Source organism: Lysobacter sp. BMK333-48F3, from assembly GCF_019733395.1.
Taxonomy (GTDB): Bacteria; Pseudomonadota; Gammaproteobacteria; order Xanthomonadales; family Xanthomonadaceae; genus Lysobacter.
Genome location: NZ_JAIHOO010000001.1, coordinates 3,303,762 through 3,326,111 on the forward strand (window position 1 = coordinate 3,303,762; position 22,350 = coordinate 3,326,111).

Below are 22,350 nucleotides of genomic sequence, written 5' to 3' on the forward strand. Positions count from 1 at the left end.
GCGCGGACGCATCCGCTCGCTCCGGCGCGGCAGGCTCAGGGCAGGGCGTAGCCGGCCTGGCGCAGCAGTCGCGCAGTGGCGATCAGCGGCAGGCCGATCAGCGCGGTCGGGTCGCTGGACTCGATCGCCTCGAACAGGGCGATGCCCAGGCCTTCGGACTTGAAACTGCCGGCGCAGTCGTAGGGCTGCTCGGCGTCGACGTAGCGGGCGATCTCGGCCGCGTCCAGTTCGCGGAAGCGGACCGTGGTCGTGTCCAGCGCGGTCAGCGCGGGCCGGCCGTGGCGCAGCACGCACAGCCCGGTCAAGAACCGCACTTCGCGCCCGGACATGGCCTGCAACTGGGCCAGGGCGCCGTCGCGGCCGCCGGGCTTGCCGATCGGGCGGCCGTCGAACTCGGCCACCTGGTCCGAGCCGATCACCCAGGCCTGCGGTTGCTGGGCCGCGACCGCGGCGGCCTTGGCCACGGCCAGGCGGGCGGCCAGTGCCGCCGGGGCCTCCCCGGGCAGCGGGGTCTCGTCGGTCTGCGGGCGGGCGGTGTCGAAGGCCAGGCCCAGACGGCCGAGCAGTTCGCGGCGGTAGACCGAGGTCGAGGCCAGGATCAGCGGGGAGGGCATCGCGAGTCTCTTGCTCTATTGAGATGGCGCCGACGTCTCAGCCGGTCGGCAGACGCGCGCGCTCGATCTGGTTCAATTGCTGCTCGATCCGGTCGCGCGCGGCATCGATCGAACTGCGCACCTCGGCCAGTTGGGCCAGGCTGGCGCGGCGCCCGTACTCGCGCAGCCACAGGCGCTGGCGCAGCATCTCGCGCATCGCCTCGCCGACCGGGTCGCGGCCCTCGTCGCCGGCGACCGCCTCGATCTCGGCCCGGGCGGCGCGCAAGCGGGCCTCCAGGGCGTCGGCGGCATCGAGCAGTTCGCGCACCGCGCGCTGGCGCCGGACCGGCCCCAGCACCACGACGGCGGCCGCGGCCAGCGCCGCCAGCACGACCAGGGTCAGCAGCAGGAAGAGGATCAAGGGGGCGGCTTCGCTCGGCGGGAGGCCGGAAAGTCTGCACGCGTGGCGGGGGCGGCGGCAAATCCCCTGCGCCGGCCGGGGCTTACGGTTTGACAGCGGGGGGCGGGGTCTCTACCATTCCGCGGCTTATGTCAGCCGATGTGCCATCTGGGCGGGTGCCCGACGTCCTCGATGCCTGGCGCCTGGTGGCGGCACGGCGCGGCGTGGAAGGCCGTGTGCCGTTGTCGGATTTCGTCCGGCTGCGCGACAGCCTGGTCGACGCCGAAGGCGAAGTCAGCTTTTCGCTGGATTTCGACAGCGACGCGCTGCAGGTGCCCTACGTCGAACTGAAGATCGACGCGCAGTTGCCGCTGTTGTGCCAGCGCTCGCTGGAACGGTTCCTGTTGCCGGTGCAGATCGTGCAGCGGCTGGGGCTGATCCGCGACGAGGCCGACGAAGCCGCGTTGCCGCCGGGCTACGAGCCGCTGCTGATGCCCGACGACGGCATGCTGCGGCCCGTGGAGCTGGTCGAGGACGAACTGATCCTCGCCGTTCCGGTGGTGCCGATGGCGCCCGGCAGCGAGGCGGTCGAGCGCGAATGGGAGGCCCCCCAGGCCGAACAGGACGCGGCCAATCCGTTCTCGGTGCTGTCCTCGCTGAAGAAGAACTGACGCAAGACCGGTTTCACCCTTTTCGTTCCACTCCGACCTGCAGGCGAAGCAGCAAGCCGTTCCTGCGAATCGGGCTACGCTATCCACCTCAGGTTTCCACCGCTTTTCCGGAGCAAGACCATGGCTGTTCAGAAGTCCCGCGTTACCCCGTCCCGTCGCGGCCAGCGCCGCGCCCACGACGCGCTGACCAGCAAGCAGCTGGCCACCGACCCGACCACCGGCGAGACCCACATCCGCCACCACGTGACCGCCGACGGCTACTACCGCGGCAAGAAGGTCATCGAGACCAAGACCCGCATCGTCGACGAAGAATAATCTTCGTTCGCGCCGCGACGTGCGCCCGGTTTCCGGCGCGCGTCGCCGCCGATCTGGGCCGGCGGCCGGGAGCGCATCCCCACGCCGGCGCCGATCCGCTCCGCCGCCCGCGGCGGCGCGTCCGAATTCAGACCTGCGGCCGTCGCGGCACCGTTCCACCGCCAGCTCACGCTGGCGGCCTGCGTTTGTGGCACTGATGACTTCGGCGGCCTGCGTCCGGCGACGACGCTGCATCGCGGCGTGCGCAGCCTGAGCGGGCCCCTACACGGCAACGCCGCGGAGTGGTGATGACAGATCGGATTTACGCCCGCATCGCGGGTACCGGCAGCTACCTGCCGGAAAAGGTGTTGACCAACGCCGACCTGGCCAAGTTGGTCGATACCAGCGACGAATGGATCGCGACCCGCACCGGCATTCGCGAGCGCCATATCGCGGCCGAGGGCGAGACCACCGTCGACCTGGCTTACCACGCCTCGGTGCGTGCGCTGGAAGCCGCCGGCGTAGCGGCCAGCGAGATCGACCTGATCGTGCTCGGCACGACCACCCCCGACCTGATTTTCCCGTCCAGCGCCTGCCTGCTGCAGCACCGCCTGGGCGCCGACGGCTGCCCGGCGTTCGACGTCAACGCGGCCTGCTCGGGCTTCGTCTACGCGCTGACCGTGGCCGACAAGTTCATCCGTTCCGGCGCGGCCAAGACCGTGCTGGTGGTGGGCTCGGAAACCCTGACCCGGATGCTGGACTGGAACGACCGCGGCACCTGCGTGCTGTTCGGCGACGGCGCCGGCGCGGTGGTGCTCAAGGCCGACAGCGAGACCGGCATCCTCAGCACCCACCTGCACGCCGACGGCGGCAAGAAGGAGCTGCTGTGGAATCCGGTCGGCGTCTCGGCCGGTTTCAAGCCCGAAGAGCACAACGCCGGCGTGCGCGTGCTGATGACCGGCAACGAAGTGTTCAAGCACGCGGTCAAGGCGCTGGACTCGGTGGTCGAAGAGACCCTGGAAGCCAATGGCCTGGACCGTCACGAGATCGACTGGCTGATTCCGCACCAGGCCAATCTGCGCATCATCGAAGCCACGGCCAAGCGCCTGGACATGCCGATGGAGCGGGTGATCGTGACCGTCGACCGCCACGGCAACACCTCGTCCGGGTCGGTGCCGCTGGCGCTGGACGAGGCGGTGCGCTCGGGCAAGGTCCAGCGCGGCCAGTTGCTGCTGCTGGAAGCCTTCGGTGGCGGTTTCACCTGGGGCTCGGCGCTGCTGCGCTACTGATCTTCGCATCCCGCTGTTGCTTCGCCGGGGCCGGCCGCGATTCGTCGCGAGCCGGCCTTTTGCGTTTTTGATCTTGCGCATTTGTGTAGCAGCGACGTCCCACCAGAGATTTCCTTCGGTCGCAAGCCGCGCCCGCCATCCCGCCCGTTCGCCGCGTCTTTGTCCTAGCCCCCTGTAGGAGCGGCGTAAGCCGCGACCACGGGACGCGCAGAAGAACCAAGGCCGACGCCATGGATCGAAGCTCGAAACCATCGCAGGGTAGGAGCGGCGCAAGCCGCGACCGCGCTGCTACGGTCTCGCGCCGTTTGTCGTTCGAAGGTTTCCAAAGCCTTAGAGCCTCTAAAGCAAAGCTTCCGTCCGCAAGCGGCCGGGTCACTTTCTTTGTCCAAGGCGACAAAGAAAGTAACCAAAGAAAACGCCGTTCCTGTTTCGAATCAAGAGCCACTATGGGACGGAGCTTGCGCGGGGCTGCTCCGCACAGGCCATCCCTGGCCTGGCTACGCACGGGCCGCATCCATGCGGCCCGCCCTTCGGGGCTTCAGGGTGTTCTCGCGAGATCGAAACCGCGCCAAGCTCTTCACGGCAACGGCAACGGCAACGGCAACGGCAACCGCAACCGCTAACCGCTAACGGCTAACGGCTAACGGCTAACGGCAACTGCTGTGCGCGGCTCCTGCAAAAGGTCCGGATAGGGGGCGATATGTGCCATCGCGTTGATCGGCCCGAACCGGCAAACCCGGGGTGGTTCGCCCGGATCGCCCTGCGCCATCGGTGGCGGTGCGGTTTTCCGCGCCGCAGCGAGGTTCTGCGACGGATCGCGGCAGTCTGCGACGCGGCGTGACGCCGTACCGCCCGGTACAGACGTTCGCAAGCGTTCGCCCGTATGATTCGCCATCCCTTCGATGTGGCGGCACGTGTGACCGATCAGCGCCTTTCTTTCGTTTTCCCGGGCCAGGGCTCGCAGTCGCTGGGCATGCTGGCCGAGCTGTCCGAACTGCATCCGCAGATCCGAGAAACCTTCGCCGAAGCCAGCGACGGCGCCGGCGTCGATCTGTGGGCAATGAGCCAGGGCGGCCCGGAAGAACAGCTCAACCGCACCGAGTTCACCCAGCCGGCGCTGCTCGCCGCGGGCGTGGCGGTGTGGCGCCTGTGGCAGGCGCAGGGCGGCGCGCAGCCGGCGCTGCTGGCCGGGCACAGCCTGGGCGAATACAGCGCGCTGGTCGCGGCCGGCGCCTTGTCGCTGCGCGACGGCGCGCACCTGGTGCGCCTGCGCGGGCAACTGATGCAGGACGCGGCTCCGGCCGGCGTCGGCGCGATGGCCGCCGTGCTCGGCGCCGAGGACGCGCTGGTCGAGGAAGTGTGCGCGGCGGTGTCCGGCGCCGAAGTGGTGGTGCCGGCCAATTACAACTCGCCGGGCCAGATCGTCATCGGCGGTCACGCCGGCGCGGTCGACAAGGCCCTGACCCGGCTCGCCGAAGCCGGCGTGCGCAAGGCGGTCAAGCTGGCGGTGAGCGTGCCTTCGCACACGCCGCTGATGCGCGAAGCCGCCAACCGCCTGGCCGAAGCCATGGCCGGCCTGGACTGGCGCGCGCCGTCGATTCCGGTGGTGCAGAACGTCGACGCCCAGGCCGAGGACGGCCTGGATGCGATCCGCGACGCCCTGGTGCGTCAGCTCTATCTGCCGGTGCGCTGGACCGGCTGCGTGCAGGCCCTGTCCGCGCGCGGCGCGCAGCGCATCGCCGAATGCGGTCCCGGCAAGGTGCTTGCCGGCCTGATCAAGCGCATCGACAAGGCCATCGACGGCCGCGCGATCGGCACGCCGGCGGAGTTCGAATCCGCGCTGGCGGACTGGCGCTGAATCGGGCCGTCGCACACCGCCGACCCTTGCGCTACTCAACCCCGGCCCCCAGCCTGTAGCCTTGACCGCGCCGATTCGTGGCGCGCGCCGGCCGGCCTGGAGGCGGGACGCCGCGCCCGCCCGCGGTCGACCACGACCGGGCGCCGCGCCGCCACCCACGAGCCCGCAGCCTTTACGGAGTGAAACACGCATGAGCACGACCCCGCTTTCGGGCGAAATCGCGCTGGTCACCGGCGCCAGCCGCGGCATCGGCGCGGCGATCGCCGACGAACTCGCCGCCCAGGGCGCGACCGTCGTCGGCACCGCGACCAGCGAAGCCGGCGCGCAGGCCATCGCCGCCCGCCTGGCCGGCCACGGCGGCCACGGCCGGGTCCTCGACGTCGCCGATCCGGCCTCGGTCGAGGGCCTGATCGACGAGGTCGCCAAGACCGTCGGCCCGATCTCGATCCTGGTCAACAACGCCGGCATCACCCGCGACAACCTGCTGATGCGGATGAAGGACGAGGACTGGCAGGCGATCCTCGACACCAACCTCAGCAGCGTCTACCGCACCAGCAAGGCGGTGATGCGCGCGATGATGAAGTCGCGCAAAGGCCGGATCATCAACATCGCCTCGGTGGTCGGGGTGACCGGCAACCCGGGCCAGGCCAACTACGCCGCGGCCAAGGCCGGCGTGATCGCCTTCAGCAAGTCGATGGCGCGCGAGATCGGCAGCCGCGGCATCACCGTGAACGTGGTCGCCCCCGGATTCATCGACACCGACATGACCCGCGACCTGCCCGAGGACGCGAAAAAGGCCATGTTCGACCAGATCGCGCTGGGCCGCTTCGGCGACCCGGCCGACATCGCCCGCGCGGTGGCGTTCCTGGCCGGCCCCGGCGCCGGCTACATCACCGGCGAAACGCTGCACGTCAACGGCGGCATGTACATGCCCTGAGCCTTTGGCGTAGGCTGTAAGCGATTGAACCCAAAGGGGTTTCGTCGAAAGGCGCCCGGCCCTCGCGAAACCCTCCGATTCCATTAGACTATTCCGTCGAAAAACCCCTCACGGGAGGAGCAGCATCCATGAGCAGCATCGAAGAACGCGTCAAGAAGATCGTGGTCGAACAGCTTGGCGTCAAGGAAGAGGAAGTCACCAACAACGCTTCGTTCGTCGACGACCTCGGCGCGGATTCGCTCGACACGGTCGAGCTGGTGATGGCGCTCGAAGAAGAGTTCGAGTGCGAGATTCCGGACGAAGAGGCCGAGAAGATCACCTCGGTGCAGCAGGCGATCGACTACGTCAAGGCGCACGTCAAGTCGTAATGCGCCCGCTCGTCCGCGATGCGCCTTGGCGGCTCGCGGACGGCATGCCATGCCATACAGCGACAACTCGGGGCCGCATTGCGGCCCCGTGCTTTTCAGGCCGGTCGATACGCCGGCGTAGCGTCCGCAGACGGATCCAGCAGAGGTAGCGTTGCATGTCCAACCGTTCCTTCAACCGCCGCGTGGTCGTCACCGGCCTCGGCCTCGTCTCCCCGCTCGGCAACGACGTCGTCAGCAGCTGGGACGGCATCGTCAACGGCCGCTCCGGTATCGGTCCGATCACCCATTTCGATCCGGCCCTGTTCACCACCCGCATCGCCGGCGAAGTGCGCGACTTCGACATCACCCGCTGGGTGAACCCGAAAGACGCCAAGAAGATGGAGGAGTTCATCCATTACGGCGTCGCCGCCTCGCTGATGGCGCTGGAAGACGCCGGCATCGTCGTCGACGATTCCAACGCCGAGCGCATCGGCGCGCTGATCGGCTCCGGCATCGGCGGCCTGCTCGGCATCGAAGAGCAGACCATCAAGTACCACGAGGGCGGCCCGCGCAAGATCTCGCCGTTCTACGTGCCCAGCACGATCATCAACATGCTGCCCGGCCAGGTCTCGCTGCTGACCGGCATCAAGGGCCCGAATTTCTCCGCCGTGTCGGCCTGCGCGACCTCGAACCATTCGATCGGCATGGCGATGCGGATGATCCAGTACGGCGACGCCGACGTGATCCTCGCCGGCGGCGCCGAGCGCGGCTCCTCGCCGACCTCGGTCGGCGGCTTCTGCTCGATGAAGGCGATGTCGACCCGCAACGACGACCCGACCCGCGCCTCGCGGCCGTGGGACAAGGAGCGCGACGGCTTCGTCCTCGGCGACGGCGCCGGCATCCTGGTGCTGGAAGAGTACGAACGCGCCAAGGCGCGCGGCGCGCGCATCTACTGCGAACTGGCCGGCTTCGGCGCCAGCTCGGACGCGTTCCACATGACCGCGCCGAGCGAGAACGGCGAGGGCCCGGCGCGCTGCATGGCGGCGGCGTTCGCCGACGCCGGCATCAACCCGGACCAGGTCGGCTATCTCAACGCGCACGGCACCTCGACCCCGCTCGGCGACCTCGCCGAGACCCTGGCGATCAAGCGCGCGCTGGGCGATCACGCCTACAAGACCATGGTCAGCTCGACCAAGTCGATGACCGGGCACCTGCTCGGCGCGGCCGGCGGCGCTGAGGCGATCTTCTCGGTGCTGGCGCTGTACCACGGCATCATTCCGCCGACCATCAACCTGGACGAGCCGGGCGAGGGCTGCGACCTGGACTACGTGCCCAACACCGCGCGCGAAGCCAAGGTCGACATCGCCGTGTCCAACGGCTTCGGTTTCGGCGGCACCAACGGCACCCTGGTGTTCAAGCGCGTCTGAGGTCCGCGCCCCGCGCTGCGTGCGGGGCGATGCGCAGCCGGCCGCGCCGGTTGCGCCGTGTCGGGCGCTACTGCGGCGCCCGGCGTCCGTACCGCAGGCCGGGCCTGCGCACGGTGCGGCGATCCGGCGCACGCCGTTTCGCAGCGATTTTCATCCGCCGCGCCGCGCGCGGTATCCTGACCCAGGCGCGGCTCGACGAGCGGTTCGCGCGCCGCCTCCGGCCCGGCCGGAACGCGGCGCCGGCTCGGCGCAGCCCATCCCGCCGCCTACGGTCGACGACTGAGCCTCCGCGCCGCGGACGCGGTCCGCGCCGGTGCGCGGCGGCTCGGATCGTAGGCTTGGAGGTGTCGTGGGTAAGACTGGCAAACGCGGCTGCGGCTGTCTGATCGTGATCGTGCTGCTGTTGGCCGCGCTGGCCGCCGGCGGGGCGTTGCTGTGGCAGCGCTATCAGGGTTTCGCCGACGCGCCGATGAGCGGCCTGGAAAAGGGCGAGAGCCTGCGCGTGGAGCGCGGCGATTCGCTGCCGGCGGTGGTGCGCAAACTGCGCGCGGCCGGGGTCGCGGAGGGCCAGGCGCTGGAATGGCGCGCGCTGGCCAAGCAGTTGGGCGCGGCCGGCCGGCTGCAGGTCGGCGAGTACGCGCTCGAGCCCGGCACCACGCCGCGCCAGCTGTTGACCGCGATGCGCGACGGCAAGGTCGTCAGCCACCGCTTCACCATCGTCGACGGCTGGAACATGCGCGAGCTGCGCGCGGCGCTGGCCCGCGCCGCGCCGTTGAAACAGGACGCCGCGCAGCTCGACGACGCCGCGCTGATGAAGGCGATCGGCCGCCCCGGCCAGCATCCGGAAGGCCGCTTCCTGCCCGAGACCTATCTCTACACCGGCGGCGACAGCGACCTGGACGTGCTCAAGCGCGCCCATCAGGCGATGGACCGCGCGGTGCAGGCGGCCTGGGAAGGCCGCGACCGCGACAGCGTGCTCAAGAGCCCGGCCGAGCTGCTGATCATGGCCTCGATCGTGGAGAAGGAAACCGGCCTGGCCGCCGAGCGGCCGCAGATCGCCGGCCTGTTCGAGCGCCGGCTCAAGCTGGGCATGAAGCTGGAGACCGACCCGACCGTGATCTACGGCCTGGGCGCGAACTACGACGGCAACATCCGCAAGCGCGACCTGCAGACCGACACGCCGTACAACACCTACACCCGCACCGGCCTGCCGCCGACGCCGATCGCGATGCCGGGGCTGGCGGCGCTGAAGGCCGCGGCCAATCCGGCGCCGGGCGATGCGCTGTTCTTCGTCGCCGCCGGCGACGGCACCGGCCGCAGCCTGTTCGCGGCGACCTATGCCCAGCACCAGGCCAACGTGCGCCTGTACCTGCAGCGTTACCGGCAGCAGCGCACCCACAGCCAGCCGGAAGAAGGCAAGGCGGTGCTGGAGGAGGCCGAGCAGGACGGCGCGGCTTCCGCGCCCGCCGCGCCGGCGCAGAACGGGACGCGCCGATGAGCGCGCCGCTGCGCACCGGCGCGCGTTTCGTCACCCTGGAAGGCGGCGAGGGCGCCGGCAAGTCGACCGTGCTGGCCGCGCTGCGCAGCGCGTTCGAAGACGCCGGCATCGACGCGGTCTACACCCGCGAGCCCGGCGGCACGCCGCTGGCCGAGCAGATCCGCGGCCTGATGCTCGACACCCATCACGAGCCGGCGGCGCCGGAGACCGAATTGCTGCTGGCCTTCGCCGCACGCGCCCAGCACGTGCGCACGGCCATCGAGCCGGCGCTGGCGCGCGGCCGCTGGGTGATCAGCGACCGCTTCACCGACGCCAGCTACGCCTACCAGGGCGCCGGGCGCGGCCTGGACCTGCAGTTCATCGCCGAGCTGGAGCTGCGCGTGGTCGGCCTGCGGCCGGCGCTGACCTTGTTGCTCGACGTGCCGGTCGACGTCGGCCTGGCGCGCGCGCGCGGCCGCGGCGCCGCCGACCGGATCGAAAGCGAGCGCAACGACTTCTTCGAGCGCGTGCGCCATGCCTATCGCGAACGCGCCGCGGCCGAGCCGCAGCGCTTCGCCGTGATCGATGCCGGCCAGCCGGCCGAGGCGGTCGCGCAGCAGGCGGTGGCGCAGCTGCGCGCGCTGATCGCACGCACCCCGGCCGGCGGAGCGCAGGCATGAGCGCGCCGGCCTTCGCCAGCTGGCAGCGGCGCATCTACGATCAGGCCAAGGCCTCGATCGCCGCCGGACGGCTCGGCCACGGCCTGCTGTTCTGCGGTCCGGCCCAGCTCGGCAAGCGCGCGGTCGCGCAGCGCCTGGCGCGCGGCCTGCTGTGCCGCGAACCCGACGCCGGCGGCGAGCCCTGCGATCGCTGCCGCAGCTGCCTGCTGCTGGACGCCGGCACCCATCCGGATTACCAGTTCGTCAGCTTCGTGCCGAACAAGGAAGGCACCCGGCTGCGCACCGAGATCGTGATCGAGCAGATCCGCTCGCTGTCCGAGCGGCTGGCGCTGACCCCGCAGTACGGCGGCGCGCAGATCGCGATCATCGACCCGGCCGACGCGATCAACAACGCGGCGTGCAACGCCTTGCTCAAGACCCTGGAAGAGCCGGTGCCGGGGCGCTACCTGTGGCTGGTCAGCTCGCATCCGGCGCGGCTGCCGGCGACCATCCGCAGCCGCTGCCAGCGGCTGGAGTTCCGCCTGCCGCCGCACGACGAGGCGCTGGCCTGGCTGCGCGCGCAAGGCCATGCCGAAGCGGCCGCGGGCGAAGCCTTCGACGCCGCGCGCGGGCATCCCGGGCTGGCCCAGGAGTGGCTGACCGGCGACGGGCTGAAGCTGCGGCGCGAAGTCGCCGCCGATCTGGCCAAGCTCGGCCGCGGCGAAATCTCGGCGCCGGAAGTGGCCCAGCGCTGGGTCGGCGACGAGCACGCCGCGCTGCGTCTGCGACACGCGTCGGACATCGCGTTGGCCGAAGCCGCCGGCGGCTTGACCGACCCGGGCCGCGCGCGCAGTCTTGCGGCTTGGTTCGATCGCGCCAACCGTACCCGCGATCTGCTGCGGACCACGGTACGCGCCGATCTGGCGGTTATCGAATTGTTGATGGCCTGGCGCGCCGACGAGGCGCGCCGCGGCGCAGGAGGAAGCAAGGCATGAACGCACCGGCAGGGGCAGCGCGGCAGGGCATCTTGTCGCTGACGATCAAGGACAAGGCGGCGCTGTACAGCGCCTACATGCCGTTCCTCAAGTTCGGCGGCATCTTCGTCGCCACGCCCAAGCGCTATTTCATCGGCGACGAAGTGTTCCTGCTGCTGACCCTGCCCGAGTCCGGCGAACGCATGCCGGTGGCCGGCAAGGTGGTCTGGGTCACCCCGACCGGGGCGCAGGGGCATCGCACCGCGGGCATCGGGGTGCAGTTCGCCGAGACCGCCGAAGGCGACGCGGTCAAGGGCAAGATCGAGGCCCTGCTGGCCGGCACCCTCCACGCCGAGCGGCCGACCCACACGATGTGATTCGCCTCGTGTAGCCGCTTCTGCTTTTTGTAGGAGCGGCGTAAGCCGCGACAACCGCAGCGACGTGCGCAAGCGCGATCGCCGGAGCCCGGACACTCGGGGCGCTTGTTTGCCGTGCAGCAGGGCTTCGGGCCGCGCATGGAATTACGTCGCTGCGGTTGTCGCGGCTCACGCCGCTCCTACAGGGCCGCGCCCCGCACGACGACGCCCTGCGCAACAAAAAAAGCCGCGCATTCGCGCGGCTTTTTCGTCGTCATCGTCGATGCGCGCTTACTTGCGCAGCAACGGCGAATCCCAGCCTTGGCGCGGGGCGAAGCGCAGGCCGTAGCGGGCCTGCAGTTGCTGCAGGCGGGCGAGGACGTTGTCGACGCCGGTTTCGCGCACGTACTGGATCGGGCCGCCGCGGAACGGGGCGAAGCCGGTGCCGAAGATCACCCCGGCGTCGAGCAGGTCGGGGTCGGCGACCACGCCGTCGTGCAGGCAGGCCACCGCTTCGTTGATCAGCGGCAGGATCAGGCGGTCTTCCAGGTCGTTCGGCGCCTTGTAGTCCTTGGCCAGCTCGGGCTTCTGGGCGCGGCCGTTCTCCCACTTGTACAGGCCCTGGCCGTCCTTCTTGCCGCGCTTGCCCGGCTCGACATTGCTCAGCGCGGCCGGCACTTCCAGGCCCAGGAACGGCGCCAGTTCGGCGCCGACGCCGGCGGCGACGTCCAGGCCGACGGTGTCGATCAGCTCGATCGGGCCCATCGGCATGCCGAACTTGAGCGCGGCCTTGTCGATCGCCGGCCCCGGAATGCCCTCGGCGAACGCGGTGCCGGCTTCGAGCATGTACGGGAACAGCACCCGGTTGACCAGGAAGCCCGGGCTGCCGGCGACCGGCACCGGCAGCTTGTCGATCGCCTTGCAGAACGCCGCCAGGCGTTGCTCGGTCTCCGGCGCCATCGCGTCGTGGCGGATGATCTCCACCAGCGGCATCAGCGCGACCGGGTTGAAGTAGTGCAGGCCGCCGAACTGGGCCGGGCGGCGGATGTGCCCGCGCAGTTCGTCGAGCGGAATCGACGAGGTGTTGGTGGTCAGCAGCGCCTCGGCCTTCAATCGCGGCTCGACCTGCGCGTACAGCTCGCGCTTGGCCTCGGGCTTTTCGATGATCGCCTCGATCACCAGGTCGGCCGCGTCGGCGCCGTCGCCAGCCAGGTCGCTGCGCAGGCGCGCGGCGACCGCGGCGCGCTTGCCGTCGTCCTTGACCTTCTTGGCGAACAGGGCCTGGGCGCGTTCGAGCGCGCCGTCGATGAAGCGCTGCTCGCGGTCGGCCAGGGTCACTTCGAAACCCTTGTAGGCCGACCAGGCGGCGATGTCGCCGCCCATCACCCCGGCGCCGACCACGTGCACGTGCTTGATGCGGTGGTCCTTGCCGCCCTGGCCCTTGAGCCGTTCCTGCAGGAAGAACACCCGGATCAGATTGCGCGCGGTCGGGGTCGAGGCCAGCTTGACCACCGACTTGCGCTCGCCGGCCAGCAAGGCCTGCACGCCGCCGCCGGTGCGTTCCCAGGTCGAGATCAGCGCGTACGGCGCCGGGTAGTGCTCCTTGCGCGCCTTGCGCGCGACCTGCTTGACCAGCATCGGCGCGAGGATCTTGCGCGCCGGCCAGGTGTTGCTGGCCCAGGCGGTGAAGCGCTGCTTGAACGGACGCTGCGCGCCGTTCAGGGCGATGCCGGCGGCGGTATCGACCAGCACCGCCGGCTCGGCGATCTTGTCGACCAGGCCGATCGCGCGCGCCGCCGTCGCCGACAGGCTGCGGCCGGTCAGCATCAGGTCGAACGCGGCCGGCGCGCCGACCAGGCGCGGCAGGCGCACGCTGCCGCCCCAGCCCGGGTAGATGCCGAGCTTGACCTCGGGCAGGCCGATCCGGGTCGAGCCGTCGCTGCTGGCGACGCGGTAGCGGCAGGCCAGGGCGATTTCGGTGCCGCCGCCCATGCAGAAGCCGTGGATCGCCGCGACCGTGGGGCAGGGCAGTTCGGCCAGGCGCTGGAACACCTGCTGGCCGCGCCGGATCGCGTCGCCGACCGTGCCCTTCTGGTCGAAGGACTGGAACTCCTTGATGTCGGCGCCGGCGATGAAGCCGGTGCTCTTGGCCGAGCGCAGCACCAGGCCCTTGGGCGGGTCCAGCGCCAGCCGCTCGAGCAGGCCGTCGAGTTCGATCAGCACGTCCTGGGCGAAGGTGTTGACCGGCGCGCCTTCGCGGTCGAAGGAGAGCACCAGCACGCCGTCCGCGCGCAGTTCGGTGTGCCAGTGCCGGGCACGGAGCCCGTCAAACGCGGTGAGGCCGTCGAGGGCTGCAGTCATTGCCGCACCATCCGTTCAGGTATGGGGAGGCCGCTATCATCCCGATTGTGTTTCGCCGCCGTCAAATCCGTTCGCTCCGGCGCCCGTCCGTACGGCAAGTCTCCGGCCGCTGTGTGACACTTGGCGGTTGCGAGCGTTCGCCGCCGACCCCATTAATCCGGCGATTGAACTTTTTCCCCGACAGGGTTGTCCCATTGTTCGGCCATGGCCGAGCTGACAGGAGTGCCGGCGCGGTATGGCCGAGAATGAGTTGGACCAGGAGCTGGTCAGGCGTGTCCAGCGCGGCGACAGCGCGGCCTTCGATGCCTTGGTGCGCAAGTACCAGCATCGGATCACCGCGTTGATCGGGCGCTACATCCCCGACTGGAGCGAATGCCAGGACGTGGCCCAGGAAACCTTCATTCGCGCCTACCGCGCGATGGCGAACTTCCGCGGCGACGCCCAGTTCTATACGTGGTTGCACCGTATCGCCGTGAATACCGCCAAAAACTACCTGGTAGCGCAGAACCGCCGGCCGCCGACCGACGACATCGACGCCGGCGACGCCGAGCAGTACGACGCCGGCATCCGTCTGCGCGATACCGATACGCCGGAACACGAACTGCTGCGGCAGGAGATCGAACGCACCGTGATGCGGGTGGTCGAATCCTTGCCGGAGGAACTGCGGGCCGCCATCACCATGCGCGAGGTGGACGGCCTGAGCTACGACGAGATCGCGCAGAAGATGGGGTGCCCGATCGGCACGGTGCGGTCGCGGATCTTCCGCGCCCGCGAGGCGATCGACACCGAACTTCGGCCCTTGCTGGACAATCAGGACACCCGGGAGCGCGCGCACTGATGATGTCGAACACCTTCCATGGCGATGATGGCGAGAACCTGAGCGCCCTGTTCGACGGCGAACTGGACGGCGACGCCGCGCGCTTCGCGCTCAAGCGCCTCGGCCACGACGCGCAATGGCGCCAGGCCTGCGGCCGCTGGCAGCTGTGCGGCGACGTGCTGCGCGGCCGCGCCCAGGGCGTGGCGCCGGCCGATTTCGCCGACCGCGTCGCCGCCGCGATCGCCGCCGAGGCCGCGATCCAGCGCTCGCGCGACAGCGTCGCCGCGGCTCCGGCCGAGGCGATCCGCGAGCGTTCGCGCAGCCGCCGCGGCTGGTTCGGCGGCGCCGCGTTGGCGGCCTCGGTCGCGGTCGCGGCCCTGTTCGTGGCGCGTCCGTTCTCCGACGAATCCGCCGGCGGCGCCGACCCGGCCCAGGTCACGGTGCCGGCGCTGGCCGCCGCCCCGGCCCAGCCGCAGCCTTCGGCGCCGGCCGCGGCCGATCCCGCTGCGGCGCCCGCCGCCACGCCGGCCGCGACCTCGGGCGACGCCTCGGCCCTGGCCGGCGGCGCGGCCGCGACCGCGGTCGCGGTGGCCGAGCTGCCGCGGCGCCTGAACGAACGCCGCTCGCGCGGCCAGAGCCAGCGCGCCGCGCTGCGCGCCTCGGCCGAGCGCCAGGCCGAAGCGCCGGTGCAGGTCGCCGCGATCGGCGGCGCCTCGCCGCTGCCCTCGGCCGACGCCGCGCACAACCCGTTCCGCCCGCAGCAGAGCGAAGCGCCGGCGGCGCGGCCGTGGCCGCGCGCGGTGCTGCCGAACTTCCCGGCCAACAGCGGCTATACCGCGAGCTACGGCAGCAGCGCGCTGTCGCCGTCGTTCTATCCGTTCGAGCCCGCCGCCGCGGCCGACGAGGGCCGTGCGCGCCCGCCGGCCCCGGAACGGGCGCCGCAGCGCTGAACCCCGGCCCGGCCGGCGCCGCCGGTCGGGCCGTCTTTGGCTGTCTTTATTCCGTCCCTGTGCGGCTGCGCCGCGCGACGGGCTCCTGTTGCTGGTAATCCACCCCCAACCCCCATCGTCACGAGGCCGCTCCATGACCCGTTTCCCGATGCCCCGCCTGTCGACCCGCGCCCCGGCCGCCGGCCGCGCGCGCAGCCGCCCCCTGCATTCCCTGGCCCTGGTCGGCGCGATCGCGGTCGCCTTGCCCGTGGCGTGCACGGCGCAGGCGCCGACCACCCCGATCGCGCCGCCGCCGTCGGCGACCCCGGCCGCGCCGATCGTGACCGGCCTGCCGGACTTCACCGCCCTGGTGCAGCGGGTCGGCCCGGCGGTGGTCAACATCAGCGCCGAAACCACGCCCAAGCGGGTCGCCCGCGGCGGCATGCCCGACGAGGAACAGATCCCCGAGTTCTTCCGCCGCTTCTTCGGTCCCGATTTCCCCGGCCCGGGCGGCCAGGGCCCGCGCCAGCCGCGCGGCGGCGGCCGCTCGATCGGCAGCGGCTTCCTGATCTCCCAGGACGGCTACGTGCTGACCAACCATCATGTGGTCGACGGCGCCGACACGGTCACGGTCAAGCTGACCGACCGACGCGAGTTCAAGGCCAAGGTGATCGGCAGCGACGAGCAGTCCGACGTCGCCCTGCTCAAGATCGAGGCCAAGGGCCTGCCGTTCCTGCGCGCCGCCCAGGCCGGCCACACCAAGGCCGGGCAGTGGGTGGTCGCGATCGGCTCGCCGTTCGGCCTCGACCACTCGGTCACCGCCGGCATCGTCAGCGCGGTCGGCCGCAACAATCCCTACGCCGATCAGCGCTACGTGCCCTTCATCCAGACCGACGTGGCGATCAACCAGGGCAATTCCGGCGGCCCGCTGCTCAACACCGGCGGCGAGGTGGTCGGGATCAATTCGCAGATCTTCTCCAACTCCGGCGGCTACATGGGGGTCAGCTTCGCGATCCCGATCGACGTGGCGATGAACTCGGCCGAGCAGTTGCGGGCCAAGGGCAAGGTCAGCCGCGGCCAGCTCGGCGTGGTGGTGCAGCCGATGGATTCGAAGAAGGCCGCCGCGCTGAGCCTGCCCGACAGCAACGGCGCCCTGATCGCCCAGGTGCTGGACGGCGGTCCGGCGGACAAGGCCGGGATCGTGCCGGGCGACGTGGTGCGCTCGGTCAACGGCACCCCGGTGTACGAGTCCAGCGACCTGCCGCCGCTGATCGGCAACCTGGCGCCGGGCAGCAAGGCGCGGGTCGGCGTGTTCCGCGACGGCAAGACGGTCGAGCTGACCGTGGCGGTCAACGAACTGAACGTCGACGGCGCGCTGGCCGCCAACGATGCCCCGGGCAACGGCGGCGAGGCCGGGCCCTCGCGCAGCGGCGGCAACGCCCTGGGCATCGCCGCCCAGGACGTCGACCCGGCCGCCCGCCAGCGCCTGGGCCTGAAGGCCGGCGAGGGCGTGGCGGTGCGCGACCCGGGCGCGGCGGCCGGCGAGGCCGGGGTGCGTCCCGGCGACTTGATCCTCTCGGTCGGCCGCACCCCGGTCGGCAGCGCCACGGCGCTGGAGCGGGCCCTGGCCGGGACCCGTCCGGGCCAGACGGTGATGCTGCTGGTGCGCCGCGGCGGCGCGACCCAGTTCATCGCGGTCCAGGCCGGCGAGGGCAAGTGAATCCCGGCCGGCCGGGCGCCGGCCGCTGATCGCCGGGGCCGCCCGGCCCGCGTCGGCGCCCGTCCCAGGCGCCGGCGCGCCGCTGCGGCCGCGCCCCGGTCGCGCGGCCCGCGCCGCGACGGGCCGGGGGCTATGCGATAATCCCCCGTTAACTCTCATGGAACCGGCGAGCCTCACGTCGCCCCGCATGCAACAGATCCGAAACTTCTCGATCATCGCCCACGTCGACCACGGCAAATCGACGCTCGCCGACCGCATCATCCAACTGTGCGGCGGGCTGGAAGCGCGCGAAATGGAAGCCCAGGTGCTCGACTCCAATCCGATCGAGCGCGAGCGCGGCATCACCATCAAGGCCCAGTCCGTGTCCCTGCCGTACAAGGCCAAGGACGGCAAGGTCTACCAGCTGAACTTCATCGACACCCCCGGCCACGTCGACTTCTCCTACGAAGTCAGCCGTTCGCTGGCGGCCTGCGAGGGCGCCTTGCTGGTGGTCGACGCCGCCCAGGGCGTGGAGGCGCAGTCGGTCGCCAACTGCTACACCGCGGTGGAGCAGGGGCTGGAAGTGGTGCCGGTACTGAACAAGATCGACCTGCCGACCGCCGACATCGAGCGCGCCAAGACCGAGATCGAAGCGGTGATCGGCATCGACGCCGAGGACGCGGTCGCGATCAGCGCCAAGACCGGCCTCAACGTCGAGCTGGTGCTGGAGGCGATCGTGCATCGCATCCCGCCGCCGCAGCCGCGCGACACCGACAAGCTGCAGGCGCTGATCATCGACTCCTGGTTCGACAACTACCTCGGCGTGGTCTCGCTGGTGCGGGTCATGCAGGGCCAGATCGGCCCGGGCAGCAAGATCCTGGTGATGTCGACCGGTCGCACCCATCAGGTCGACAAGGTCGGCGTGTTCACCCCCAAGCGCAAGGAGCTGGCCAAGCTCGGCGCGGGCGAGGTGGGCTGGATCACCGCCTCGATCAAGGACGTGCACGGCGCGCCGGTCGGCGACACCCTGACCCTGGCCGCCGATCCGGCGCCCAAGCCGCTGCCCGGCTTCCAGGAGATGCAGCCGCGCGTGTTCGCCGGCCTGTTCCCGGTCGACGCCGAGGACTACCCGGCGCTGCGCGAGGCGCTGGAAAAGCTGCGCCTCAACGACGCCGCGCTGCGCTTCGAGCCGGAAAGCTCCGAGGCGATGGGCTTCGGCTTCCGCTGCGGCTTCCTCGGCATGCTGCACATGGAAATCGTGCAGGAGCGTCTGGAGCGCGAGTACGACCTCAATCTGATCAGCACCGCGCCGACGGTGATCTACGAGGTGCTCAAGACCGACGGCACCACGATCCCGATGGACAACCCGGCCAAGCTGCCGCCGGTGAACATGGTCGAGGAGATCCGCGAGCCGGTGATCCGCGCCAACATCCTCACCCCGCCGGATTACATCGGCAACGTGATCAAGCTGTGCGAGGAAAAGCGCGGCGTGCAGATCGGCATCACCTACATGGCCAGCCAGGTGCAGATCAGCTACGAGCTGCCGATGGCCGAGGTGGTGCTGGACTTCTTCGACAAGCTCAAGTCGGTGTCGCGCGGCTACGCCTCGCTCGACTATCACTTCCTACGTTTCCAGGAAGGCCCGTTCGTGCGCGTGGACACGCTGATCAACGGCGACAAGGTCGACGCGCTGTCGATCATCGTCCACCGCAGCCACGCCGACCGGCGCGGCCGCGAGCTGTGCGAGAAGATGAAGGACCTGATTCCGCGGCAGATGTTCGACGTCGCGATCCAGGCCGCGATCGGCTCGCAGATCATCGCCCGCAGCACGGTCAAGGCGATGCGCAAGAACGTGCTGGCCAAGTGCTATGGTGGCGACATCAGCCGCAAGAAGAAGCTCCTCGAGAAGCAGAAAGAGGGCAAGAAGCGGATGAAGCAGGTCGGTCGCGTGGAGATTCCGCAGGAAGCCTTCCTGGCGGTGCTTTCCACCGGCGACAAGTAAACGAACGGCGGAAACAGGGATCGAGGGGTTGAGGGACCGCGGCCGCCCGATCCGGCGCCTGGCGGTTGCGAGGTTCGCTCGGGGAGTTTCCGTAACATCATCGGAAGGCGAGGGCAGGCGGCGGTAGGGACAGGCGCAACGCGATCGAGCCGTCACGGCCCGGTCGCGCACGACGTTCGGCCCGTTGCCCGCGTTTCTCGATTCCGGCTCACAACACCGCAAGGAAACGGCAATGCGTTGGTTCGAAATCGCCCTGGTGTCGCTGACGATCTTCACCGGCGTGGTCTGGCTGCTGGACAAGATGGTGCTGGCCAAGCGCCGCGCCGCGAGCGAAGGCCTGCTGGACGACGGCAAGGAGCCGGTGGTCGTCGACTACTCCAAGGCGTTCTTCCCGGTGCTGTTCGTGGTCCTGATCCTGCGCAGCTTCATCGCCGAGCCGTTCCGGATCCCGTCCAATTCGATGATGCCGACCCTGCTGACCGGCGACTTCATCCTGGTCAACAAGTTCACCTACGGCCTGCGCCTGCCGATCACCAACCACAAGGTGCTGGCGATGGGCGAGCCCGAGCGCGGCGACGTGGTGGTGTTCCGGCCGCCGCACCATCCCGAGCAGGACTGGATCAAGCGGGTGATCGGCCTGCCCGGCGACAAGATCGCCTACCGCGACGGACGCCTGACCGTGAACGGCGAGCCGATCGCCTACGCCCCGGTCGGGGTCTACCAGGGCCGCGGCAACGGCACCGAAATGACCGGCGCGCAGGAGCTGCGCGAACAGGTCGGCAAGCACGTGCACAATATCCTGCTGCGCACCGAGTCGCCGCTGCTGGACCAGGGCGAGGGCGAGTGGGAAGTGCCCGAGGGCGAGTATTTTGTGATGGGCGACAATCGCGACAACAGCGAGGACAGCCGATACTGGGGCTATCTGCCGGAGCGCAACCTGCGCGGCAAGGCGTTCCTGATCTGGATGAACTTCGATGGGGGCGTGGACTTCTCGCGCATCGGCAGCAGCATCCCGTGACGGCACGCGCCGTCGCGGCGGGGACGTGATTGGGTTGGACCAACCGGTTGATCGAAGGGGATCGAGGTATGAAGCGTAATCAAGGCGGTATGACCCTGCTCGGGTTCATCATCGTGCTGTCCGTGGCCGGCCTGTTCGCCTATATCGGCATGAAGCTGGTGCCGATGTATTCGGAGTTCTATTCGGTCAAGCGTTCGCTGGCCGACCTGTCCAAGGAGCCCGGCGCCGGGCAGATGGACAGCGCCAAGGCGCGCGACCTGTTCTTCCGCCGCATGGACATGAGCTATGTCGAGAGCGTGAAGCAGGAGAATTTCAAGATCGTCCGCAACGACCGCGGCATGGAAATCACCGTGGCCTACGAAGTGCGCCGGCCGCTGATCGCCAACCTCGACGTGGTCGGCCGCTTCCACGCGGTCCAGCAGCTGACCTCGAAAGAAGGTGACTGATCCGATCGGCCATCGCTTCGCCAACCCGGCGTTGCTGCGGCAAGCCCTGACCCATCGCAGCGCCGGGGCGCCGCATAACGAACGCCTGGAGTTCCTCGGCGACGCGCTGGTCAATCTGATCGTGGCCGAAGCGCTGTATCAGCGTTGGCCGCAAGCCGACGAGGGCGCGTTGACCCGCGCCCGCGCCGAACTGGTGCGCGAATCGGCGCTGGCGCCGATCGCGCGCGGCCTGGAACTGGGCGCCCGCCTGACCCTGGGCCCGGGCGAGATGAAGTCCGGCGGCCACCGCCGCGATTCGATCCTGGCCGACGCGCTGGAAGCGGTGGTCGCGGCGATCTACCTCGACGCCGGCTTCGAGGCCTGCCGCGCCCAGGTCCTGCCCTGGTTCGTGCCGGCGATGGAGGCCCTGCCGCCCGCGCACAAGGTCGGCAAGGACGCCAAGACCCGGCTGCAGGAATGGCTGCAGGGCCGGCAAAAGCCTTTGCCCGTCTACGCCCTGCTGGCGGAGAGCGGCGAAGACCATGCCAAGACGTTCCGGGTCAGCTGCAGCCTGAGCCAGCCGCCGCTGAGCGCCGAAGGCGAAGCCGGCTCCCGCCGCGCCGCCGAGCAATTGGCCGCGGACGAGGTCTTGCGCCAGTTGAAGGCGGATTGACGGCCGGGGATCGGGAATGGGGAATAGGGAATCGTGAAGAGCGGCGCGCCAGCATCCTGAATGCCCCGCCCTTAGCCTTCCGATTCCCGATTCCCCATTCCCCATTCCCCATTCCCGGCTCCATTGCCCCCGCCGTCGCCCAGGGGGACAATTCCCGCATGACTTCCTCTTCTCATCGCGCCGGCCACGTAGCCGTCATCGGCCGTCCCAACGTCGGCAAATCCACCCTGGTCAATGCCTTGGTCGGGGCCAAGGTGAGCATCGTCTCGCCGCGGCCGCAGACCACCCGCCATCGCCTGCTCGGCATCGCCACCTTTCCCGAGGGCCAGCTGCTGCTGGTCGACACTCCGGGCATCCACCGCGAGCAGAAGCGGGCGATGAACCGGATGATGAACCGCGCCGCGCGCGGTTCGCTGGAGGGCGTGGACGCGGCCTTGCTGGTGGTGCGCGCCGGGCAGTGGGACGACGAGGACACGCTGGCGTTCGACGCCCTGCGCGGCGCCGGCCTGCCGGTGGTGCTGGTGGTGAACCAGGTCGACCGCATCGCCGACAAGGGCGAGTTGCTGCCGTACCTGGCCAAGGTCAGCGAAGGCCGCGATTTCGCCAGCGTGCATCCGGTCTCGGCGCTGAAGAACAAGGGCCTGGAAGCGCTGGTCAAGAGCGTGCTGGCGTTGTTGCCCGAGCAGGAAGCGCTGTACGGCGAGGACGAGATCACCGACAAGAGCCAGCGTTTCCTCGCCGGCGAGATGGTGCGCGAACAGCTGATGCGCCAGCTCGGCGAAGAGCTGCCGTACGCGACCACGGTCGAGATCGAGCGCTTCGCCGTCGACGGCGCGATGCTGCGCATCGGCGCGGTGATCTGGGTCGAGCGCGACGGCCAGAAGGCGATCGTGATCGGCAAGGGCGGCGTCCGCCTGCGCGAAATCGGCGCCAAGGCGCGGGTGCAGATGGAGCGCCTGTTCGGTTCCAAGGTGTTCCTGGAAACCTGGGTCCGCGTGCGCGAAGGCTGGTCCGACGACGAGGCGGCGTTGCGCCAGTTGGGCTACGAGTAAGGCGGGGAATAGGGAATTGGGAATAGGGAATGGGTAAGGCATGACGATTTCGGCCGCTTCGCGCGTCCATGTCAATGCGAGTGGGCAGAGCA

Annotated in this window: 22 protein-coding genes; 19 read left to right on the forward strand and 3 right to left on the reverse strand. The window is 70.0% G+C overall.

The genetic code is table 11. The features are described from left to right. Positions 1–35 precede the first annotated feature (35 nt). Together K4L06_RS14165 and K4L06_RS14170 are read right to left on the reverse strand one after the other, a co-directional pair. Positions 36–614: a Maf family nucleotide pyrophosphatase gene (locus K4L06_RS14165; RefSeq protein ID WP_221671984.1), complete on the reverse strand. Its 579-nt coding sequence runs from the start codon at positions 612–614 to the stop codon at positions 36–38. Positions 615–651: 37 nt separating this feature from the next. Beyond that, a complete protein-coding gene (locus K4L06_RS14170) occupies positions 652–1,014 on the reverse strand; it encodes a hypothetical protein (protein WP_221671985.1) in 363 nt (120 codons plus the stop codon). Between the two features lie 128 nt (positions 1,015–1,142). On the opposite strand from K4L06_RS14170, the gene K4L06_RS14175 reads away from it, so the two are divergent. From K4L06_RS14175 to K4L06_RS14225, 11 genes are all read left to right on the forward strand, one after another. After that, positions 1,143–1,664, forward strand: coding sequence for a YceD family protein (locus K4L06_RS14175; RefSeq protein WP_221671986.1), 522 nt, complete (start codon positions 1,143–1,145; stop codon positions 1,662–1,664). Between the two features lie 120 nt (positions 1,665–1,784). Continuing rightward, positions 1,785–1,979, forward strand: a complete 195-nt coding sequence (rpmF, locus tag K4L06_RS14180) for a 50S ribosomal protein L32 (RefSeq protein ID WP_064748741.1) — start codon at positions 1,785–1,787, stop codon at positions 1,977–1,979. Positions 1,980–2,266: 287 nt separating this feature from the next. After that, positions 2,267–3,247 (forward strand): beta-ketoacyl-ACP synthase III, encoded by a 981-nt coding sequence (locus K4L06_RS14185; protein ID WP_221671987.1) that lies wholly within the window; start codon positions 2,267–2,269, stop codon positions 3,245–3,247. Between the two features lie 916 nt (positions 3,248–4,163). Next, positions 4,164–5,105 (forward strand): ACP S-malonyltransferase, encoded by a 942-nt coding sequence (gene fabD / locus K4L06_RS14190; protein WP_221673636.1) that lies wholly within the window; start codon positions 4,164–4,166, stop codon positions 5,103–5,105. A gap of 190 nt (positions 5,106–5,295) precedes the next feature. Continuing rightward, positions 5,296–6,042, forward strand: a complete 747-nt coding sequence (fabG, locus tag K4L06_RS14195; protein WP_221671988.1) for a 3-oxoacyl-ACP reductase FabG — start codon at positions 5,296–5,298, stop codon at positions 6,040–6,042. 128 nt (positions 6,043–6,170) lie between these two features. Continuing rightward, positions 6,171–6,410: an acyl carrier protein gene (gene acpP, locus K4L06_RS14200; RefSeq protein WP_031373652.1), complete on the forward strand. Its 240-nt coding sequence runs from the start codon at positions 6,171–6,173 to the stop codon at positions 6,408–6,410. 155 nt (positions 6,411–6,565) lie between these two features. Then, positions 6,566–7,816 (forward strand): beta-ketoacyl-ACP synthase II, encoded by a 1,251-nt coding sequence (gene fabF, locus K4L06_RS14205; RefSeq protein WP_221671989.1) that lies wholly within the window; start codon positions 6,566–6,568, stop codon positions 7,814–7,816. 349 nt (positions 7,817–8,165) lie between these two features. Beyond that, complete coding sequence (mltG, locus tag K4L06_RS14210; protein WP_343225761.1) at positions 8,166–9,314, forward strand: endolytic transglycosylase MltG; 1,149 nt, start codon at positions 8,166–8,168, stop codon at positions 9,312–9,314. Then, positions 9,311–9,973 carry a dTMP kinase gene (gene tmk, locus K4L06_RS14215; RefSeq protein ID WP_221671991.1) on the forward strand — a complete coding sequence of 221 codons (663 nt, stop codon included), beginning with the start codon at positions 9,311–9,313 and terminating at the stop codon, positions 9,971–9,973. Before mltG ends, tmk begins: the two co-directional genes overlap by 4 nt. Beyond that, entirely contained in the window at positions 9,970–10,947 is a 978-nt protein-coding gene (locus K4L06_RS14220; protein WP_221671992.1) for a DNA polymerase III subunit delta', read from the forward strand. The genes tmk and K4L06_RS14220 overlap by 4 nt, the downstream gene beginning before the upstream one ends. After that, positions 10,944–11,303, forward strand: a complete 360-nt coding sequence (locus K4L06_RS14225) for a PilZ domain-containing protein (RefSeq protein ID WP_064748727.1) — start codon at positions 10,944–10,946, stop codon at positions 11,301–11,303. Before K4L06_RS14220 ends, K4L06_RS14225 begins: the two co-directional genes overlap by 4 nt. A 270-nt stretch (positions 11,304–11,573) precedes the next feature. Here K4L06_RS14225 and K4L06_RS14230 read toward each other — a convergent pair whose 3' ends face one another. Then, positions 11,574–13,643, reverse strand: coding sequence for a 3-hydroxyacyl-CoA dehydrogenase NAD-binding domain-containing protein (locus tag K4L06_RS14230; RefSeq protein ID WP_221671993.1), 2,070 nt, complete (start codon positions 13,641–13,643; stop codon positions 11,574–11,576). A gap of 235 nt (positions 13,644–13,878) precedes the next feature. Between K4L06_RS14230 and rpoE the strand changes: the two genes are divergently transcribed. From rpoE to era, 8 genes are all read left to right on the forward strand, one after another. Further along, a complete protein-coding gene (gene rpoE, locus K4L06_RS14235) occupies positions 13,879–14,481 on the forward strand; it encodes an RNA polymerase sigma factor RpoE (protein WP_064748725.1) in 603 nt (200 codons plus the stop codon). Then, positions 14,481–15,410, forward strand: a complete 930-nt coding sequence (locus K4L06_RS14240; protein ID WP_221671994.1) for a sigma-E factor negative regulatory protein — start codon at positions 14,481–14,483, stop codon at positions 15,408–15,410. The genes rpoE and K4L06_RS14240 overlap by 1 nt, the downstream gene beginning before the upstream one ends. 133 nt (positions 15,411–15,543) lie before the next feature. Beyond that, a complete protein-coding gene (locus tag K4L06_RS14245) occupies positions 15,544–17,109 on the forward strand; it encodes a Do family serine endopeptidase (protein ID WP_255595137.1) in 1,566 nt (521 codons plus the stop codon). Between the two features lie 187 nt (positions 17,110–17,296). Continuing rightward, entirely contained in the window at positions 17,297–19,090 is a 1,794-nt protein-coding gene (gene lepA, locus K4L06_RS14250) for a translation elongation factor 4 (RefSeq protein WP_221671999.1), read from the forward strand. Positions 19,091–19,322: 232 nt separating this feature from the next. Then, complete coding sequence (gene lepB, locus K4L06_RS14255; protein WP_221672001.1) at positions 19,323–20,108, forward strand: signal peptidase I; 786 nt, start codon at positions 19,323–19,325, stop codon at positions 20,106–20,108. 68 nt (positions 20,109–20,176) lie between these two features. Continuing rightward, entirely contained in the window at positions 20,177–20,554 is a 378-nt protein-coding gene (locus K4L06_RS14260; protein WP_221672002.1) for a DUF4845 domain-containing protein, read from the forward strand. Beyond that, on the forward strand, positions 20,547–21,206 hold the full coding sequence (gene rnc / locus K4L06_RS14265) for a ribonuclease III (RefSeq protein ID WP_221672003.1): 660 nt from the start codon (positions 20,547–20,549) through the stop codon (positions 21,204–21,206). Before K4L06_RS14260 ends, rnc begins: the two co-directional genes overlap by 8 nt. A 158-nt stretch (positions 21,207–21,364) precedes the next feature. Further along, positions 21,365–22,258 (forward strand): GTPase Era, encoded by an 894-nt coding sequence (gene era / locus K4L06_RS14270; protein ID WP_221672004.1) that lies wholly within the window; start codon positions 21,365–21,367, stop codon positions 22,256–22,258. Positions 22,259–22,350 lie beyond the last annotated feature (92 nt).

What these genes read in the sequence shown, in the direction of transcription:
- lepB (WP_221672001.1), top strand. Translation starts at nt 19,323, where the DNA reads ATGCGTTGGTTCGAAATCGCCCTGGTGTCGCTGACGATCTTCACCGGC.
- K4L06_RS14225 (WP_064748727.1), top strand. Translation starts at nt 10,944, where the DNA reads ATGAACGCACCGGCAGGGGCAGCGCGGCAGGGCATCTTGTCGCTGACG.
- K4L06_RS14240 (WP_221671994.1), top strand. Translation starts at nt 14,481, where the DNA reads ATGATGTCGAACACCTTCCATGGCGATGATGGCGAGAACCTGAGCGCC.
- era (WP_221672004.1), top strand. Translation starts at nt 21,365, where the DNA reads ATGACTTCCTCTTCTCATCGCGCCGGCCACGTAGCCGTCATCGGCCGT.
- K4L06_RS14165 (WP_221671984.1), bottom strand. Translation starts at nt 614, where the DNA reads ATGCCCTCCCCGCTGATCCTGGCCTCGACCTCGGTCTACCGCCGCGAA.
- K4L06_RS14175 (WP_221671986.1), top strand. Translation starts at nt 1,143, where the DNA reads ATGTCAGCCGATGTGCCATCTGGGCGGGTGCCCGACGTCCTCGATGCC.
- fabF (WP_221671989.1), top strand. Translation starts at nt 6,566, where the DNA reads ATGTCCAACCGTTCCTTCAACCGCCGCGTGGTCGTCACCGGCCTCGGC.
- acpP (WP_031373652.1), top strand. Translation starts at nt 6,171, where the DNA reads ATGAGCAGCATCGAAGAACGCGTCAAGAAGATCGTGGTCGAACAGCTT.
- K4L06_RS14185 (WP_221671987.1), top strand. Translation starts at nt 2,267, where the DNA reads ATGACAGATCGGATTTACGCCCGCATCGCGGGTACCGGCAGCTACCTG.
- K4L06_RS14245 (WP_255595137.1), top strand. Translation starts at nt 15,544, where the DNA reads ATGACCCGTTTCCCGATGCCCCGCCTGTCGACCCGCGCCCCGGCCGCC.
- K4L06_RS14220 (WP_221671992.1), top strand. Translation starts at nt 9,970, where the DNA reads ATGAGCGCGCCGGCCTTCGCCAGCTGGCAGCGGCGCATCTACGATCAG.
- K4L06_RS14260 (WP_221672002.1), top strand. Translation starts at nt 20,177, where the DNA reads ATGAAGCGTAATCAAGGCGGTATGACCCTGCTCGGGTTCATCATCGTG.
- rpmF (WP_064748741.1), top strand. Translation starts at nt 1,785, where the DNA reads ATGGCTGTTCAGAAGTCCCGCGTTACCCCGTCCCGTCGCGGCCAGCGC.
- tmk (WP_221671991.1), top strand. Translation starts at nt 9,311, where the DNA reads ATGAGCGCGCCGCTGCGCACCGGCGCGCGTTTCGTCACCCTGGAAGGC.
- rpoE (WP_064748725.1), top strand. Translation starts at nt 13,879, where the DNA reads ATGGCCGAGAATGAGTTGGACCAGGAGCTGGTCAGGCGTGTCCAGCGC.
- fabG (WP_221671988.1), top strand. Translation starts at nt 5,296, where the DNA reads ATGAGCACGACCCCGCTTTCGGGCGAAATCGCGCTGGTCACCGGCGCC.
- lepA (WP_221671999.1), top strand. Translation starts at nt 17,297, where the DNA reads ATGCAACAGATCCGAAACTTCTCGATCATCGCCCACGTCGACCACGGC.
- K4L06_RS14230 (WP_221671993.1), bottom strand. Translation starts at nt 13,643, where the DNA reads ATGACTGCAGCCCTCGACGGCCTCACCGCGTTTGACGGGCTCCGTGCC.